This is a genomic window from Cupriavidus sp. PB-02 (genome assembly GCF_058252315.1).
This window is the reverse complement of record NZ_CM177695.1, coordinates 2176333-2193661: the sequence shown is the minus strand read 5'-3', so window position 1 is coordinate 2193661 and position 17329 is coordinate 2176333. Positions and strand designations below refer to the sequence as shown.

At 66.4% G+C, this 17329-nt stretch carries 14 protein-coding genes and 1 pseudogene; 7 read left to right on the top strand and 8 right to left on the bottom strand.

What is annotated here, in order from left to right; all coding sequences use genetic code 11:
* Complete coding sequence (locus tag AC10V3_RS30720) at positions 1 to 3117, top strand: efflux RND transporter permease subunit (RefSeq protein WP_022539158.1); 3117 nt, start codon at positions 1 to 3, stop codon at positions 3115 to 3117.
* Between the two features lie 172 nt (positions 3118 to 3289).
* Here the strand turns inward: AC10V3_RS30720 and AC10V3_RS30715 are convergent, their stop codons facing one another.
* Positions 3290 to 3646, bottom strand: coding sequence for a mechanosensitive ion channel protein MscS (locus AC10V3_RS30715; RefSeq protein WP_454753330.1), 357 nt, complete (start codon positions 3644 to 3646; stop codon positions 3290 to 3292).
* Between the two features lie 398 nt (positions 3647 to 4044).
* The gene (locus AC10V3_RS30710; RefSeq protein WP_022539155.1) at positions 4045 to 6516 is read right to left on the bottom strand and encodes a DUF3772 domain-containing protein; all 2472 of its coding nucleotides are present in this window, start codon (positions 6514 to 6516) and stop codon (positions 4045 to 4047) included.
* Between the two features lie 483 nt (positions 6517 to 6999).
* Here AC10V3_RS30710 and AC10V3_RS30705 point away from each other — a divergent pair, with 483 nt between their 5' ends.
* Together AC10V3_RS30705 and AC10V3_RS30700 are read left to right on the top strand one after the other, a co-directional pair.
* Positions 7000 to 7665: an alpha/beta hydrolase gene (locus tag AC10V3_RS30705; protein WP_454753329.1), complete on the top strand. Its 666-nt coding sequence runs from the start codon at positions 7000 to 7002 to the stop codon at positions 7663 to 7665.
* Positions 7666 to 7815: 150 nt separating this feature from the next.
* Complete coding sequence (locus AC10V3_RS30700) at positions 7816 to 8532, top strand: BON domain-containing protein (protein ID WP_022539153.1); 717 nt, start codon at positions 7816 to 7818, stop codon at positions 8530 to 8532.
* Between the two features lie 51 nt (positions 8533 to 8583).
* Here AC10V3_RS30700 and AC10V3_RS30695 read toward each other — a convergent pair whose 3' ends face one another.
* Positions 8584 to 9312, bottom strand: a complete 729-nt coding sequence (locus AC10V3_RS30695) for a GntR family transcriptional regulator (RefSeq protein WP_349607836.1) — start codon at positions 9310 to 9312, stop codon at positions 8584 to 8586.
* A 320-nt stretch (positions 9313 to 9632) separates the two neighbouring features.
* Here AC10V3_RS30695 and AC10V3_RS30690 point away from each other — a divergent pair.
* Both AC10V3_RS30690 and AC10V3_RS30685 read left to right on the top strand, forming a co-directional pair.
* Positions 9633 to 9986 (top strand): annotated as a pseudogene (locus AC10V3_RS30690) (hypothetical protein); the annotation flags it as partial.
* Positions 9979 to 11121: a DSD1 family PLP-dependent enzyme gene (locus AC10V3_RS30685; protein ID WP_022539150.1), complete on the top strand. Its 1143-nt coding sequence runs from the start codon at positions 9979 to 9981 to the stop codon at positions 11119 to 11121. The pseudogene AC10V3_RS30690 and the gene AC10V3_RS30685, both read left to right, overlap by 8 nt.
* 63 nt (positions 11122 to 11184) lie before the next feature.
* On the opposite strand, the gene AC10V3_RS30680 is transcribed toward AC10V3_RS30685, so the two are convergent.
* The 5 genes from AC10V3_RS30680 to AC10V3_RS30660 all read right to left on the bottom strand — a co-directional run bounded on the left by AC10V3_RS30680 (position 11185) and on the right by AC10V3_RS30660 (position 14420).
* Positions 11185 to 12018, bottom strand: coding sequence for an NmrA family NAD(P)-binding protein (locus AC10V3_RS30680; protein ID WP_490923872.1), 834 nt, complete (start codon positions 12016 to 12018; stop codon positions 11185 to 11187).
* A 131-nt stretch (positions 12019 to 12149) separates the two neighbouring features.
* Positions 12150 to 13142, bottom strand: coding sequence for a nitrilase-related carbon-nitrogen hydrolase (locus AC10V3_RS30675; RefSeq protein ID WP_022539148.1), 993 nt, complete (start codon positions 13140 to 13142; stop codon positions 12150 to 12152).
* A 91-nt stretch (positions 13143 to 13233) separates the two neighbouring features.
* Positions 13234 to 13662: a MarR family winged helix-turn-helix transcriptional regulator gene (locus AC10V3_RS30670; protein WP_041682170.1), complete on the bottom strand. Its 429-nt coding sequence runs from the start codon at positions 13660 to 13662 to the stop codon at positions 13234 to 13236.
* A gap of 131 nt (positions 13663 to 13793) precedes the next feature.
* Positions 13794 to 13928, bottom strand: coding sequence for a hypothetical protein (locus AC10V3_RS30665; protein ID WP_022539146.1), 135 nt, complete (start codon positions 13926 to 13928; stop codon positions 13794 to 13796).
* Positions 13929 to 14090: 162 nt separating this feature from the next.
* Entirely contained in the window at positions 14091 to 14420 is a 330-nt protein-coding gene (locus AC10V3_RS30660; RefSeq protein ID WP_349607840.1) for a DUF2188 domain-containing protein, read from the bottom strand.
* Between the two features lie 280 nt (positions 14421 to 14700).
* Between AC10V3_RS30660 and tcuA the strand changes: the two genes are divergently transcribed.
* Both tcuA and tcuB read left to right on the top strand, forming a co-directional pair.
* Positions 14701 to 16113 (top strand): FAD-dependent tricarballylate dehydrogenase TcuA, encoded by a 1413-nt coding sequence (gene tcuA / locus AC10V3_RS30655; protein WP_022539145.1) that lies wholly within the window; start codon positions 14701 to 14703, stop codon positions 16111 to 16113.
* Positions 16100 to 17311, top strand: a complete 1212-nt coding sequence (gene tcuB / locus AC10V3_RS30650; protein ID WP_490923871.1) for a tricarballylate utilization 4Fe-4S protein TcuB — start codon at positions 16100 to 16102, stop codon at positions 17309 to 17311. The genes tcuA and tcuB overlap by 14 nt, the downstream gene beginning before the upstream one ends.
* Positions 17312 to 17329 lie beyond the last annotated feature (18 nt).

The window sequence follows — 17329 nt, the reverse complement described above, 5'->3', positions numbered from 1 at the left end:
ATGATGAAATCCCTAGTCGAAGCCGCCATCAAGCAGCGGCTGGTGGTGTGCGTGATTGCCGTGGTGCTGTTTTTCTTCGGCCTGAACGCTGCCACCAAGCTGTCGGTGGACGCCTTCCCCGACGTTACCAACGTGCAGGTGCAAATTGCCACGGAAGCCGCGGGCCGCTCGCCCGAGGAAGTCGAGCGCTTTGTCACCGTGCCGGTGGAAATGGCGATGACAGGCCTGCCCGGCCTGGAAGAAATGCGCTCGCTGAACAAGGCGGGCCTGTCGCTGATCACGCTGGTGTTCACCGATGCCACTGACGTGTATTTCGCACGCCAGCTGGTGCTGGAACGCCTGATCGAAGTGGGCGGACGCATGCCGGAAGGCGTGGCGCCGGTGCTGGGCCCGGTCTCGACCGGCCTGGGCGAGGTCTACCAGTACACGCTGGACCGCGCCGACGACGGCGACCGCGAGCTGACCCAGGAAGAGCTGGCCGAGCGCCGCATCGCCCAGGACTGGGTGGTGCGCCCGCTGCTGCGCTCGATCCCGGGCGTGGCCGAGATCAACTCGCAGGGCGGTTACGTGCGCCAGTACCAGGCACTGGTCAACCCGGAGCGCATGCGCCACTACGAGATCTCGATCCAGCAGGTCTACCAGGCGCTGGCGCGCAACAACGCCAACTCCGGCGGCGGCGTGCTGCCGCATTACGCCGAGCAGTACCTGATCCGCGGCGTCGGCCTGGCCAAGGGCGTGGACGACCTCGGCAGCATCGTGCTCAAGGAGGTCAACGGCACGCCGGTGTACCTGCGCGACGTGGCCAATGTCACCATCGGGCATGAGGTGCGGCAGGGCGCGCTGGTCAAGAACGGCCAGACCGAGGCGGTCGGCGGCATCGTCATGATGATGCGCGGCGGCAATGCCAAGGAAGTGGTCAGCCGCGTGAAGGAACGCGTGGCCGAGATCAACGAGCGCGGCATGCTGCCCGGCAAGCTGCAGATCGTGCCGTACTACGACCGCAGCGAACTGGTCGACTCCGCGCTGTGGACGGTGACCAAGGTGCTGCTCGAAGGCGTGGTGCTGGTGGTGATCGTGCTGTTCCTGTTCCTGGGCGATGTGCGCTCGTCGGTGATCGTGCTGGCCACGCTGGTGCTGACGCCATTACTGACCTTCATTGTGATGAACGAGGTCGGCCTGTCGGCCAACCTGATGTCGCTGGGGGGGTTGGCAATCGCCATCGGCCTGATGGTCGATGGCTCGGTGGTGGTGGTCGAGAACGCGTTCGAGCGATTAGGACACAAGGAGCCGGGCCTGACCAAGACCGAGATCTTGGTCAAGGCCGTGCAGGAAGTGGCCACGCCGGTGATCGTGGGCGTGGGCATCATCATCCTGGTGTTCCTGCCGCTGATGACGCTGTCGGGCATGGAAGGCAAGATGTTCGCGCCGCTGGCGTTCACCATCTCGATCGCGCTGGCGATCTCGCTGTTCCTGTCGCTGACGCTGTCGCCGGTGCTGTCGTCTTACCTGCTCAAGGGCGGTGCCGAGCATGACACGCACGTGATCGCGTTCATGAAGCGCCACTACCTGCGCATGCTGCACTGGGCGCTGGGCAACAGCCGCAAGACCATCATCGGCGCGGTGGCGGCCTTCGTCGCCACGCTGGCGATCGTGCCGCTGCTCGGTACCTCGTTCATCCCGGAGATGAAGGAAGGCTCGATCGTGCCTGCGATCGACCGCGTGCCGAACATCTCGCTGGAAGAGTCGGTCAAGCTCGAGAAGGAAGCCAACAAGCTGGTGCTGGGCGTGCCGGGCGTGAAGTCGGTGGTGTCCGGCGTGGGCCGCGGCGAAAGCCCGGCAGACCCGCAGGGCCAGAACGAATCGACCCCGATCGCCAGCCTGAAGGACCGCGACGAGTGGCCCGACGGCTGGACCCAGGACGATATCGCCAACGCCATCCGCGAGAAGCTCAAGGCCATCCCCGGCGTGCAGATCGTGATGGCGCAGCCGATCTCGGACCGCGTCGACGAGATGGTCAGCGGCGTGCGTTCGGACGTGGCGGTGAAGGTGTTCGGCGACGACCTGGACAAGCTGCGCGAGCTGGCGGGCGAGATTTCGCGCGTGGCCGGCGGCATCCAGGGATCGCAGGATATCCGTATCGAGCGGGTCTCGGGGCAGCAGTACCTGTCGATCGAGATCGACCGCCAGGCGATTGCGCGCTATGGGCTGAACGTGTCGGACATCCATGACGTGATCGAGATCGCGATCGGCGGCAAGCGTGCCACGGATATCTTCGAGGGCGAACGCCGCTTCGCCGCGGCCGTGCGCCTGCCGGAAGAGTTCCGCAGCAACGTGCAGGCGATCCGCCAGCTGCTGGTCTCGACGCCCAACGGCACGCAGGTGCCGCTGCAGAGCGTGGCAAAGATCGAGGTCAATGACGGCCCCGCGCAGATCAGCCGCGAAATGGCCAAGCGCCGCGTGGTGGTGATGATCAACGTGAAGGACCGCGACCTCGGCGGCTTTGTGGCTGAGCTGCAGCAGGCGGCCGGTGCCAAGGTCAAGCTGCCGGAGGGCTACTACCTCGAGTGGGGTGGCCAGTTCCAGAACATGGAACGCGCCATGGGCCACCTGAAGATCATCGTGCCGGTGACCATCGCCGCGATCTTCTTCCTGCTGTTCCTGCTGTTCAACTCGGTGCGCTTTGCCACGCTGATCATCACGGTGCTGCCGTTTGCATCGATCGGCGGCATCATCGGGCTGTTCGTCACCGGCGAGTACCTGTCGGTGCCGGCCTCGGTGGGCTTTATCGCGCTGTGGGGCATGGCGGTCCTGAACGGGGTGGTGCTGGTGTCGTATATCCGCACGCTGCGCGATTCGGGTTTGTCGCTCGATGAAGCGGTGGTGCAGGGGGCGACGCAGCGGTTCCGGCCGGTGATGATGACGGCGACCATTGCGATGCTGGGCCTGGTGCCGTTCCTGTTCTCGACGGGGCCCGGCTCGGAGGTGCAGCGGCCGCTGGCGGTGGTGGTGATCGGCGGGCTGATAACGTCGACGCTGCTGACGCTGGTGATGGTGCCTACGCTGTATCGCTGGTTTGATGATCGGAAGCCGGATCCGACCAGGGATGTGCCGGTGTAAGGCTGGCCCGTTTGAAGATACCGCTTGTTTGCTCCCCTCTCACGCTTGCGGGAGAGGGGGCACGTCAGTGGCTATTCAGAGCCCGTGGCGGTTGCCATCAGTCTGAAAACCGACGCCCCATGTCCTGCATGGGGCGTTTTTTTATCTGCGAATTGAGCCGGGGCGGGCTGCCTCAGTAGCCGTAGTACGGAGCTTCCTGGTAATAGCCGGAAGGCTGCGGCCCGCACGGGACATAGGCGCGGTCGTACTCGCGGTAGCAGTAGCCCGGAGGGGCGGCCGGCGGGGCGTACGAGACCGGTGCCGGGGCGTATGTGACCGGAGGCGGCACCACGGCAACAGGGGCGGCGACCACCGGCGCCGAGGCAAGGGCCGCGCCGAAGGCCAGCCCGACCAGGGCGCCGACTGCGAGCACCGCTCCGGCATTCGACCCGCCGCCGTGGTGGTGGCGGCCGCGTGCGGATGCGGGGCCGGCCGCCGCCATGGCTACGCACAGGGCAACCGCGGAGACGATTCGGATGGAGGGGCGCATGTCGAACTCCTTGTTATGCAGCTTTGTGTGAATGAATGATGCACGCAAAGCGGCAGCCAAGGTGTTTCGCGACGGCGCCCGACTTGTTAGGTTTGTAACGGCTGCTTTTAACCGGACCCCGCGGGCTGGGCCGCACTCATGCGGCGCTCCTTGCGGATTCGGCCGCCGGCGGCGGGAAGTTAAGGCCCACGGCGATGCGGTTCCATGCCCGGATCGCGCTGACCGCGCAGGGTAAGGCTTTGCTTGCCAGATGCCGGGAACGGGTGCTGGCCGATGAGGCCCGCCTTGCGGCAGGCCTTTCGGCGCAGGAGGAGTAGGTGATCCGCCGCTGGCTGGTGGCGCTGGCGGAAGGAGCGGGCGGGACGGAAGCATGACGCGTCGCGGACCGCCCGGGATCATCAGCCCGCCGCCAGTGACTGCTGCGGGGCGTTCCCGAACGGCGGCGGCATGTTCTCCAGCCGCAGCGACTGCGGCACCGACAGCGAAATGCCTGCGGCGCGCAGCCGCTTGAGGATCTCGAACAGCAGGTCGCTGCGCGTGTTGGCCGCGATGCGCGGGCTGCCGACGTAGCCGGTCACCGACAGCGTGATGCCGTTGGGTGCAAGCTGGCTGAACATGACCGAAGGCGCGGGCACGTCCAGGATGGTCTCGTTCTTGTGGAAGACGTCGAGCAGCAGGTCGCGCAAGTGTTCGGGGTCGGTGTTCAGCGGGAAGGTCAGCTGCAGCGACGCCACGCCCTGCGTGCTGTTGCTCATGGTCACGTTGCGCAGGTTCTGCGAGATCAGCTGCGAGTTGGGCACGATCACGGTGGAGCGGTCCCCCAGCTGGATCTCGGTGGCGCGCACGTTGATGCGGCGGATATCGCCCTCGACGCCGGCGATGCTGACCATGTCGCCGACCTTGACCGGGCGCTCGGTCAGCAGGATCAGGCCCGAGACGAAGTTCTTGACGATCTCCTGCAGGCCGAAGCCGATACCCACCGACAGCGCGCTGACGATCCACGCCAGGTTGTCCCAGCGCACGCCCAGCAGCGACAGCACCAGCAGCACCAGCAGCACGTAGCCGACATTGCTGTACAGCGTGATCAGCGAGGCGCGCAGGCCCGGCTCCTTGCAGACCTTGGGCAGCAGTTCCCCATCGAGCCAGCGCCGCACCGAGCGCAGCAGCCAGATGCCGACGCCCAGCGCGACCAGCGCGTTCAGGATGCGGTCGGGCATGATGTTGAGGCTGCGCAGCTTCTCGCCGCCCAGCACCATCACCAGGCTGTTGAGCAGGTCCGCCGGCGTGGTGCCGAAGCCGCCGGTCAGCAGCGCCAGCACCGCCACCAGCAGCAACACGCTGGCGCCGATGCCCGAGAGGATGGTCGAGGCCTGCTCCAGGTGCGCATCGTCGACGCCGAACAGTTGCTTGATGACGCGGCCCGTGGCGTAGTTGGTGGAGAGCAGGCTTTCGCAGACGTCGCGCGTGACCTGCGTCAGCAGGTACAGGCTGCACAGCACGATGTCGAACCAGACCAGCTCGTAGGTCATGAAGCGGGCAAAGCTGATATAGCCGGCCAGCAGCGCCACCATCGACACCAGCACGATGACCGACACGCCGGCGTGGATCATGCCCGCCAGCGTGGCGCGTGCCTCGGGCCGCTCGCCCGCGGCGGCCAGCACGTTGCGCACGCGGTTGGCGCGCAGCAGCGCCGCGCCGATGGTCAGCACCACCACCAGCGACACCAGTCCACGCCCCAGCAGCGTGACCTGCACGCTGGTGTCGGCGATCCGGTTGAGCTGTTCGAGCGTGCCGGCCAGCAGCAACAGCCCCGCCAGCACGGCGGGGAAGGGCTTCATCGCGAGCGCGACCGGATCGGCCATCGCCGGCAGCCGCCACGACGGATGGCGCGTGCACAGCAGCGCGCGGCCCAGGCCCGCGATCAGCGCGCTGGTCAGCGTCAGCTTGACCAGCTGGGCGTACAGCGCCATCAGGTCCGGCGGCAGTTCATACTGGCGCGTGAAGGCGTTGTAGACCAGCTGCACCGCCAGCCCGGTGGTGGCAACGGTCGCCAGCGTGGTTGCCAGTGCCAGCGCGCTGCGCCGCAGGCGTGTCTCGGGCAGCCTGGTCAGGCAGAACCACGCCAGCGCGCGCTCGGCCAGGCGCCGGCCGAGCGTCCAGACCGCGAGCGCCAACAGCAGCAAGGCGATGGTGGCCGCGCGCTGCGATGGCTGCCAGGCCAGTTGCACCATCGGCACCACCTGGTCGTGGAAGGTGTCCATGCGCGCGCGGTCTTCCGGCGACCGGCTGAACAGCGGCTGCCAGAACTGCGGGTTGAGGATGCTCTCCGAGCGCAGCGCGAGCTGGTCTTTCAGGTGGCTGCGCTGCAGCCGCCCGAACTGCTCGCTCAGGTTGGCAATGTTCTCCTTACTTTCCGCGGCCTGCTTGAGCTGCGCGTCCAGCTGCATCCGGCGCGCATTCAGCTCGGCGCGCTGGCGGACCACGGCGGGCGCTTCCTTGGTGGTGCCGTCCGCAGGCGGCGGACCGAGCACATCGAGCTGTGCCTGCAGCTGCGCACGCTGGGGCGTCAGCGCCGCGGTCAGCTTGTCGATGTCGGCGTCGAGCTTGTGCAGCGCATTGTCGAGGTCGTCCAGCTTGGTGTTGCCGTCCGGATCGGAGGCCTCTTGCTTGATGCGGTCCTGTTCGGTCTGCAGGCGCTTGAGGTCGGCGGCGGCTTCGCCGTGCGTGATCGCGGGCGGCTGCTGCGCCTCGGCCTCGGAGGCGGTCTTGTCTGCGAGAGGTGCAGCAGCGGCGGCCGGCAGCGTGGCCGGCATCAGGTGGCATAGCGCAGCGAGCGCAAGGCCCAGTGCGAGCCGTGAAGCTTTGCTCATGGCGGAATCTCGTCGGATGGTGACGGCTTCCGGCTGGTCCGGCATCGGCAAGGGATCGCGCTGGCAAGGCGGTGTGTGCGGGGGCTGCGCAGCGCAGCGGCGATCGGGATGCGGGTACTGCCGGGACACCGGCGATGAACACGGGAAGGGCGGGCCACTCGCTGGCTCGCCGCTTCGGCGAAATCTGGTCAGGGCACGAAGCGCGGCGGGCTGCGCCGCAGGCCGGGATGCGTGGCACGAGGTGTGCTGACCGAGGGCGGCAGGGCCGGTGGATCCAGGCTCGCCGCAGCCCGGGAATTATACGAAAGCGTTCAGATCACACGGCCTTGTGGTGCGGCGCATGGTGCACCGCGCGCGAAAATTTTAGCGGGATCGTGCGAGTTGGGGACAGCCCGGGGCAGCCGGCCGGCACCATTGCCGCGATCGCATTACCATCTCGCTTTGCGGGCCACAGGCGGCCCATCGTTATCACAAGGAGACGGCATGGCAGTTCCGTCGCGCACGGAAAAGGCACAGCTCGGCGGCGAGGCCGGGCAGATCGAAATGCTGGTCGACCGTCCCGGGGGCGCGCCGCGCGGCATTGCGGTGGTGGGGCATCCACATCCGCTGCTGGGCGGGTCGGCCACGCACAAGGTGCCGCACCAGCTGGCCAAGACGCTGGTCGCGCGCGGCTTCCTCACCGTGCGGCCGAATTTCCGGGGCGTCGAAGGCTCGGCGGGCGAGCATGACCAGGGCCGCGGCGAGGCGCAGGACATGCTTGCCGTCGTCGCCCACCTGCGCGAAACCCATCCGGGCCTGCCGCTGGCGCTGGCAGGCTTCTCCTTCGGGGCCTTTGTGATCGCGCACGTGGCCGCCACGCTGGCGGCGCAGGGTGTGCCGATCCGGCACCTGGTGCTGGCCGGTACGCCGTATGGCACGGTCAAGGGCCATCGCAGCTATGACACGCCAGCCGTACCTGCCGACTGCCTGCTCGTGCATGGCGAGCAGGACGAGCGCGCGGGACTCGGCGCGCTGTTCGATTGGGCCCGGCCGCAGGACCTGCCGGTGGTGGTGGTCCCAGGCGCGGATCACTTCTTTACCGGCAAGTTGCCGCTGCTGGTCCGCATCGTCGGGCAGTACCTGGACCGCCCCGAAGGCGCCACGGCGTAGCGCGCAGGCCTGCGCGTTGTTGCGCGCGCGTCGCCGCTGCTGTGTAAAAATTTCGATTCGCGACGCGTCCTCGACCCCGGCAGCGGGCCCCAGGCACGGCATGGTTGATGCTACCGATACTAGGCAATGACGTCAGATCGGAGGCGATCCATGAAAGACTATCCACCGTCCGAAATCACGGAAACGTGGCGACACCGGGGCTACGGTGAACCTGGCGACACCCGCCGGCGCGGCGGCAACCCGGGCGGCTCGCCGTTCGGTTACGGGCAGGCGCGCTATGGCGCGGAGGGCAGCGAAGGCCCGGATGACAGCTACCGGCCCGAGCGGGCCGCGCCGTGGGCATCGCGCCGCTTGCCCAAGAACTACCAGCGCTCCGACGCCAGCATCCGCGACGACCTCTGCGAGCGCCTGGCACACGCCGACGACAATGTCTCGGACGTGACCGTCGAGGTGGGCTCGGGCGTCGTCACGCTGGCCGGCACCGTGGCCGACCGCAACGTCAAGTTCAGGATCGAGGAAATGGCCGAGGCTGTGCTCGGCGTCACCGGGGTCCACAACAATATCCAGGTGGCACGGGGCAAGGACGACGGAACTGGCCGCGAACAAGGCGCCAGCCAGGACCGGCAGGGCCGCGAGCGGTCCGTTGGCCAGCCGGCCGGCCAATGGCAGGAGGTCGGCGAGCTCGCGGGCAATGTGCTGTATATCGTCCAGGCCCGCGACGGGCGCTTCCTCGGTTCTGAATCGGGCGAGGCCGTGCTGGTGCCGTTGATCGCCCAGGCCGGGCTCTTCGACGATCCCGACGAAGCCCGCGCGGCGGCTGCCGAGCATTGCGCCCGCGGCTACCGGCTGCTGGCCACGCGCCGCTAAGGCAAGGCCAGGAGGCAAGGCCAAGGCATCCAGCGTGCTGGGCGCCGGACTTCAGGCGTTCGGCACGGCCGGCGCGCCGCCGATCGGATCGGGATGGATCTGCATCACGGCGGCGCGCTTGTCCAGCAGGTGCTGGCGCAGGATGGCCGCCAGCCGCTTGCCGTCGCGCGCTTCCAGGGCGCGGATCATTTCCTCATGGTCGTGCACGGCGCGGTCCCACTTGTCGGTCTGGTGGTTGGAGCGGAAGCGCATCGCCTTGAGCCGCCGGTTCAGGCTCAGGTAAGTCTGCCGCAGCATCTGGTTGCGCGCGGCTTCATTGATGCGGTCGTGGATTTCCTGGTTGCGGCTGTAGTAGCCGGGCAGGTCGTTCTGCGCGCGGCAGGCCAGCATCGCATAGTGCAGCGCCTTGATCTCGGCCAGCTCCTGCGGCGTGATGCGCTCGCACGCCAGTTCGCCGGCGAAGGCCTCGAGGCCGCTCATCAGTTCGAAGGTTTCCCACGCCTCGGCCTCGCTCATCCGTGACACGCTCGCGCCGCGGTTGGGCGAGATCTCGATCAGCCCTTCGGCGGCCAGCACCTTCAGCGCCTCGCGCAGCGGCGTGCGCGAGATGCCCAGCGTCTCGCACAGCTCGCGCTCGTTGAGCTTCATGCCCGGCGCCAATACGCCCTCGACGATGAAGTTGCGCAGATGGTCGACCACGGTGTCGTGCAGCCGCTGGCGCATGACTTTGGGCAGGACCAGGGCACCGGCCGCGGCATCCTCGCTGTCGGAATTTTGCATGCAATGTCCTTTTATTGGCGTCCATCGCATTCTAATGCATTGCCGTGAGAGTGCAGCCGGCGTTGCGAATCCCGTGTGAATACGCGGGTAAACGCCAAGGCTGCGCCCGCCAGATTCCACCTGCTGTTCCGGTTTGCTCTGTTAAAGTATTTTGAATGCAAAATTCAAATTCAAATAGGGAGGCAGCGCACCCACTATCCAGCTCGATTTCCATCGAGGCCAACCAGAACGGCTACTGGCCCTAAACGCCCAATACCAACCTGCTGTACGGCCTGTCCGAGGCGCTCGACATCGATCTCGCAGCGGAGGGGGGCGCCGAAGTGCTGGTCCACGGCCACTGCCATCAGAAGTCCTTCGACGCCTTCACACCGGTGCAGACCGTGCTCGGCTGGATCCCCGGGCTCAAGGTATCGACGGTGAAGTCGTCATGCTGCGGCATGGCCGGCAGCTTCGGCTGCGAGGCCGAGCATTGCGCCGCGTCCCAGGCCATGGCCGAGCTGTCCCTGCTGCCGGCAGTGCGCAAGCGTGCGCCCGGTGCTATCGTGGTGGCCGACGACACCAGTTGCCGCCACCAGATCCACGATGGCGCGGACACCGAAGCGGTCCACGTCGCACGCGTGCTCGCCGCGGCCTTGCATAAGCGGGCCGGCCGGGCCAGGAGTGAATATGCATGAAACCAGGGGTTTGAAACCGCCGCCGGCGGCGGTTGTGGGCCATGCCTTGTCGGCGCTCGCCACGCCCGCGCTGCTGATCGATCTCGATGCGTTCGAGGCCAACCTGGCGCGCATGTCGGAACTGGCGGCAAACGCAAGCGTGGCGCTGCGCCCGCATGCGAAGGCGCACAAATCGGTGGCCATCGCCGAGCGGCAGGTGGCTGCGGGCGCGGTGGGCATCTGCTGCCAGAAGCTGTCCGAGGCTTACCCGTTTGCCGCCGCCGGCATTGGCAGCATCCACCTGAGCAACGAGTTTATCGGCCCCGACAAGGCCGCGATGGCGGCCGAGCTGGCCGCGCATACGCGGCTGTCGGTCTGCGTCGACGATGTGCGGCAGGTGCGCGAGATCGGCGCCGCCGCGGCGCGCGCCGGGGTGCGCATCGACGTATTGCCGGAAGTCGATGTGGGGCAGGGCCGCTGCGGTGTTGCCAGCACCGACGAACTGCTGGCGCTGGTGGAGGCCATCGACGCCCAGAAGTCGTTGCGCTTCGGCGGCCTGCAGGGTTATCACGGCGGTGTGCAGCATATCGAAGCGTGGGGCCAGCGGGGCGAGGCGGCGCAGCGCGCGGCGCAGGCCACCGCGGCCTATGTGCGCGAGCTCGAGACGCGCGGCCTGCGCTGCCCGGTGGTAACCGGCGGCGGCACCGGTACCGCGGAGTTCGACCTGGCCAGCGGCGTTTATACGGAGATCCAGCCGGGTTCATACCTGTTTCTCGACGGCCACTACGGCGCCATCGAATGGCACGGCGCGCTGCAGCCGCTCCATTCGCTGTTCGTCGCCGCGACGGTGATGAGTGCCGCGCGACCGGGCGTGGCGGTCTGCGATGTCGGGCTCAAGTCGGTGGCGGTCGATTCCGGCCTGCCGCACGTGTGGCCGCGCGACGCCGACGGGGCCCTCACCTATGCCGCGGCCAACGACGAGCACGGGGTGCTGCAAATCAGCGAGATCGAAAGCAAGACCCTGCTCGGCGAGAAGCTGTGGCTGGTGCCGGGCCATTGCGACCCGACCGTCAACCTACACGACGCCTATGTCTGCGTGCGCGGCGAGCGCATCGAGGCCGTGTGGGCGATCGAGGCGCGCGGGCTGAGCCGCTGACGCGCCGCGGCCCGGGCCGCAATGCGGCCGCCTTCACCACGCCGTTACCGGGCATCGCTGCCATCAAGCAGTGAATTCAGCGGCATGGCGCTTCACGAACTCATGCATGCTCGTCGGCGTCTTGCCGGTGAGCTTGATGAGGTCGTCAGTCATACGGTCGTACCGCCCCTGCGCATGAAGCTCCGCCATCACGGCAAGGTGATTGACCAGGTGTACCGGCACGCCCGCCTCCCGCAGCTTGTCAGCCCACGCCGCGACCGGTACATCGCGATAGCGGATCGTCCTGCCGAGCGCCTCGGAAAAGACGCGCGCGTAATGCTCCAGGTCGGCCGACTCAGGTCCGGTCAGGTTATAGATATTGCCGATGTGTGGCGCCGGGTTGTCGAGGATCCCGGCAACGGCGTGCGCCACATCGACAGCCGAGACCGGTGAAGTCCTGCTGCTGCTCAGCGGCAACGCCAGTTCGTCGCGTTCCCGTACGCCGGCGGCGGCGAGACGCAGGAAGAAGCCTTCAAGGAAGACCGTAGGCCGCACCGTGACGACCGGCAGCCCGGACCATGCCAGGGCCTGCTCGGCAAGCCAGTGCAGCTTGTGTTGCGGGCTGTCGGTGGTTTGCGTGATGCTCATCTGCGTGACCGTCATCTGCGACATATTCACGAAGGCTTCAACGCCGTGGTGGCGCGCAACCGCGGCGGTGTTGATCGTGGCTTCCAGATAAGCCGCCGACACCGACATGCCAAAGTAGATGCGCGAAACACCTTCGATGGCGCGATGCATCGAGTCGAGGTCGGTCAGGTCGCCCTGCACGACCTCGGCGCCGATGCGACGCAGATCTTCAGCGCGTTCATCTTCCTGGCGCACCAGGGCGCGTACCTTGTGCCCCTTGTCGAGCAGCATGGCGGTGACGTTGCGGCCGATGGCGCCGATCGCGCCGGCGGCTCCGGTTACGAGGATAGGGCGGTCATGTGTGGAGGTCATTGTCTTCGTCTCGGGTATTCAGATAAGGAAATGTCGGGCGGCACCGATGCTCAGGCAACGGTGGTGCGCAGATCGTCCGGGCCTGGTTCCGCGCTTGACTTGGGATGCGCTGCGCGTTCGTGAACGTGCGCGGTGGGCGTGCGATCGATCAACAGGCTCAGCAATTCCGGCCGGCTGTAGTGGCCGCGCGAGTCCATCATCTGCTTGCGCCTGTCGATTAGCGTGAAGTCGAGGTCGGCGATGACCTCGCCTTCACCAGCGCGCAGCGGTTCGCCCAGCAAGGTGCCATCGGGTGCCACGATCGCGGTGAAGCATCCGCCGGAGATCGGACCGATGGCGCAGCCGGTGTCCTTCATGATCTGCGCCTGCTGGTCGGCGTCCAGCCAGGCCGTGGCATTGACGACGAAGCACGCCGACTCCAGCGCATGCTGCCGGATGTTGATTTCCGTCTGTTGGGCGAACAGGTCGCCGAAGATCGAGCCCGGATACATGGCCGAATGGATCTGTTCGCCGTCGGCCATCATCGCGTAGCGCGCCAGCGGGTTGTAGTGCTCCCAGCATGCCAGCTGGCCAATGCGGCCGACCTTGCTGTCGACGGCGCGCAGGCCCGAGCCGTCGCCCTGGCCCCAGATCATGCGCTCGTGATAGGTGGGAGAGATCTTGCGGCGCCGCTGGATCAGCGTGCCATCGGCATCGAAGAGCAGTTGCGTGTTGTACAGGGTGCCGCCGTCACGCTCGTTGACGCCGATGGACACCACCACGCCCGCCTGCCGGGCGGCTTCGCCGATCGCATCGGTGGCGGGCGACGGCACCGTCACGGCCTGGTCCATGAGCTTGCGCTGCTCGGGCCCCGCGATGTTCTGCAGGGGACTTTGCACGAAGGAAAAGTACGGGTAGTAGGGCACCACGGTCTCGGGGAAGGTGGCGAACTGCACGCCCTGCCGGCCAAGCTCGTGGATCTTGCGCACGACCTTGTCGACGGTTGCTTCCCGGCTGTAGAGGACGGGGCTCATTTGCACTGCTGCGGCTTTGACGACTTTCATTGCGATCTCCGTTTCTGCGGGGGAGGGGACTTGAAGTCCCGGCATTCACACGCCGATGATGTTGCATATGCAACATCATCGGCAAAAAAATTCAATTCATCCGGCGCGGCAGCTCTTTCGCGATCCCCATGATCGCGCTGGCGCCGTCCTCGCCCAAAACCTTCCTGGCTTTCGCTTGCGCGGCCGACCATGCGGATGCAGCGCTGCGCAGCAATGCTTTGCCTTCCGCCGTCACCGAAAGCGGGCGAATGCGACCATCCTCGGCGGGGGATTCTTCGGCAAGCCACCCTTGCGCGATCAGCGGCTGCAAATTCCTGGTCAGCGTCGAACGCTCGTGATGGTTCCTGCGCCCGAGGTCTGCCCGGCTGATCGGACCAAGCTCCATGACGAGCACGAGCAACGTGAACTGGGGAGCGTTAATGCCGAACGGCCGCAGCTCCTGGTCATAGATCGCGGTCAGGACCCTGGAAATCTGCCGTGTGCGCGTAAGCAGGCAGTTCCGCGTGATCTCGCCGGTCACATCGCGAGCCGCTTTGTGTTGAACGTCTGAAGTCATGCAGGAGAGTATGTTGCATATGCAACGAGTATGCAAGGAAAATCTATCCACGTCGTATCCGCCACCTGGTCGTGTTCAAAGCCCCAGGTGGCTGGCTATTCACGTGGTCCGTTGCGCGACGTGCGCTCGCCTTGCTTCCCGTACATGCCTGGCGGGTAGATGGGATAACGCAGCGCCGCGAACACGAGCACGACGGCGCCAATTGCCGTGATCCAGTCGAGAAGGTCCATAACCCTCCTTGCGCGCGATATCAGGCATGGCTTGCTTTGCACCATAGCCTTGGCGGAGGGATGCTATCGCCGGGAGGCGCCGCGACCAACGAAGGTTTGCGGATATCGATATGTCGATGATCCGCACCCTGGCCGGCGCCTTATTCCTTGCGAGCGGGACGGCTACCCTCCGCCAGGGTGCCCGCTCTTTTCCAATTGTGTATTGGGGAGGCTTGCTTTTTCTTTTTCATCAGCCACGCCTTGGTCGGCGCGGTCTGCAAGCTTTCCGTTTTCGGCAGCAATGGCCGGGTCACTGAAATCAACCCGCTCGGTAATTGCGCCTTGCTTGTCGTGTATATAAAGAAGCACACGCCTTTCCACGGCGAGCGCGGTTGCAACCGCTATCGCCTGGGTCAATTCCAGATCGACTTCCAGGCGGCCTTCGCCTTCGGCAGCTACTGCCCACCGCTTTCCGTCGTAAACAACATGAAGATTGCTGTTCTGAGCTTCCATAAATGGTCCCTGGAGAACTTGTGGAAATCTGTCAGTGGCTCTTCAGGTAATTCTAAGCGGCCCAAAGGGCGGGGGGATAGCGTGGATCGAGGCGGAATGGTCCGAGCGTTGTGTGCGGTCGATTCTGCACGGCTTTCGGACATCAGCATAAACCCTCGGGCCGGTCGCTGCCACGTTTCGCTACGACCCTTCACAAAGCGTGAATACCCCTTGATGGGTAGCGTCTGGCGGCGGGCAGGCGGCGCCCGTACAGTCTCGCTCAACAACGGAGACTGTGCAGATGTGGGACGTACTTGTAGTGGGCGGCGGCAACGCGGCGTTATGCGCAGCGCTGATGGCGCGGGAGGCCGGGGCTAGCGTATTGCTGCTGGAGGCCGCGCCGCGCGCCTGGCGCGGCGGCAATTCGCAGCACACCCGGAACCTGCGCTGCATGCACGATGCACCACAGGACGTACTGGTCGACAGCTATCCGGAAGAGGAATACTGGCAGGACCTGCTCAAGGTCACGGGCGGCATTACCAACGAGAAGCTCGCGCGCCTGGTGATCCGGGCCTCGTCGACGTGCCGGCCGTGGATGCGCCGGCATGGCGTGCGCTTCCAGCCGCCGCTGTCCGGCGCGCTGCACGTGGCGCGCACCAACGCCTTCTTCATGGGCGGGGGCAAGGCGCTGGTCAATGCCTACTACCGCAGCGCCGAGGCGCTCGGCGTGGAGATCCGCTACGAAACGCCGGTGGATGCCATCGAACTGAAGGACGGGCGCTTCGCGGCCGCGCGCTGCGGCGACCAGCGCTTCACCGCGCGGGCCTGCGTGCTGGCGGCCGGCGGCTTCGAGTCCAACCGCGAATGGCTGCGCAACGCCTGGGGCCAGAACGAGCGCGGCGAATGGCCGGCCGACAACTTCCTGATCCGAGGCACGCGCTTCAATATGGGCGTGTTGCTGAAGTACATGATCGACGCGGGCGCCGACGCCATCGGCGATCCGTCGCAGTCGCACTGCGTGGCCATCGACGCCCGCGCGCCGCTGTACGACGGCGGCATCTGCACGCGCATCGACTGCGTATCGCTGGGCGTGGTGGTCAACCGCGACGCACAACGCTTCTATGACGAAGGCGAGGACTTCTGGCCGAAACGGTATGCCATCTGGGGCCGCCTCGTCGCCCAGCAACCGGAGCAGATCGCTTACTCGATCATTGACGCCAAGGCAGTAGGCCGCTTCATGCCGCCCGTCTTTCCGGGCACGACGGCCCAGACGCTGCCTGAGCTGGCCCGCAAGCTCGGCCTGCCGGAGCAGGCGTTCGTGGACAGTATTGCCGAATATAACGCAGCGTGCCGCACCGGTACCTTCGACCACACGGCGCTCGACGACTGCCACACCGAGGGCTTGTCGCCGGCCAAGACTCACTGGGCCCGGCCGCTCGACACCGCACCGTTCTACGGCTACGCGCTGCGGCCGGGGATCACGTTTACCTACCTCGGCCTGAAGGTGAATGAGCATGCCGCCGTGCATTTTAACGGCCAGCCCAGCGACAACCTCTTCGTCGCCGGCGAAATGATGGCGGGCAATGTGCTCGGCAAGGGCTATACGGCCGGCGTGGGCATGTCCATCGGCACGGCGTTCGGGCGCATTGCGGGCACGGAAGCGGCAAAGGCCGCCGCGCAACAGAAGCAAGGAGTACAACGTGAAGCAGCTTGAGGCCCTGGCGCGCGAAGCCCGCGATCTCGCCGCCGAGTCCGGTGGTGCGTCTGGTGAAGCGGGCGGACGCAAGGCGATCCCGATCCGGGTGCTGCCGCTGACCGACAACGAGGCCGAAGTGGCGCGCCAGATGCAGATCTGCAATGCGTGCCGCTATTGCGAAGGATTCTGCGCCGTGTTCCCGGCCATGACCCGGCGACTGGAGTTCGGCAAGGCTGACGTCAACTACCTGGCCAATCTCTGCCATAACTGCGGCGCTTGCTATCACGCCTGCCAGTACGCGCCGCCGCACGAGTTCGGCGTCAACGTGCCGCAGGCCATGGCGAAGGTGCGGCTGGAGACCTACACCGAGTATGCCTGGCCGGCCCCGCTGGGCAAGCTGTACCAGCGCAACGGCCTGACGGTATCGGTGGCGCTTGCGGTTGGCCTGGCGCTGTTCCTGGTGCTGGCCGTGGTGCTGGGCGGTCCGCTGTGGCGCGAGTATGCCGGCGGCAATTTCTACGCGTTGTTCCCGCACAACACGCTGGCGAGCCTGTTCGGCGCGGTGTTCGGCTTTGCCGTGCTTGCGCTCGGCATCGGGGTACGTGGGTTCTGGCGCGATGTGTCGGCGGGTACCGCGTCGACATCGGCCGTTGCCGAAGCCACGAAGAACGTGCTGACGCTCTCGTACCTGGATGGCGGCCACGGCGAAGGCTGCAATGAAGCGGACGACCGCTTCACGCTGGCGCGGCGGCGTTTCCACCATTTCACGTTCTACGGCTTCATGCTGTGCTTTGCGTCCACGACCGTGGCGACGGCTTATCACTATCTGCTGGGCTGGCATGCGCCGTATCCGGTGCTCAGCCTGCCGGTGCTGCTCGGCATTGCCGGGGGCGTGGGCCTGCTGATTGGTCCCGCGGGCTTGTTGTGGCTGAACCTGCGGCGGCATCCGATGCAGGGCGACACGAAGCAGCGTCCGATGGACCGCGGTTTCATCGCGCTGCTGCTGCTGACCAGTGCGACCGGCCTGGCCTTGCTGGCGTGGCGCGAGACGGCGGCCATGGCGACGCTGCTTGCCATCCACCTCGGTGTGGTGATGGCGCTGTTCGCGACGCTGCCCTATGGCAAGTTCGCGCACGGCATCTATCGCAGCGCGGCGTTGCTCAAATTCAATATCGAAAAACGCAAGCCGAGCGGACTGACCCTCGGCTCGGACTGAAAAGTCCCAGGACAAAAG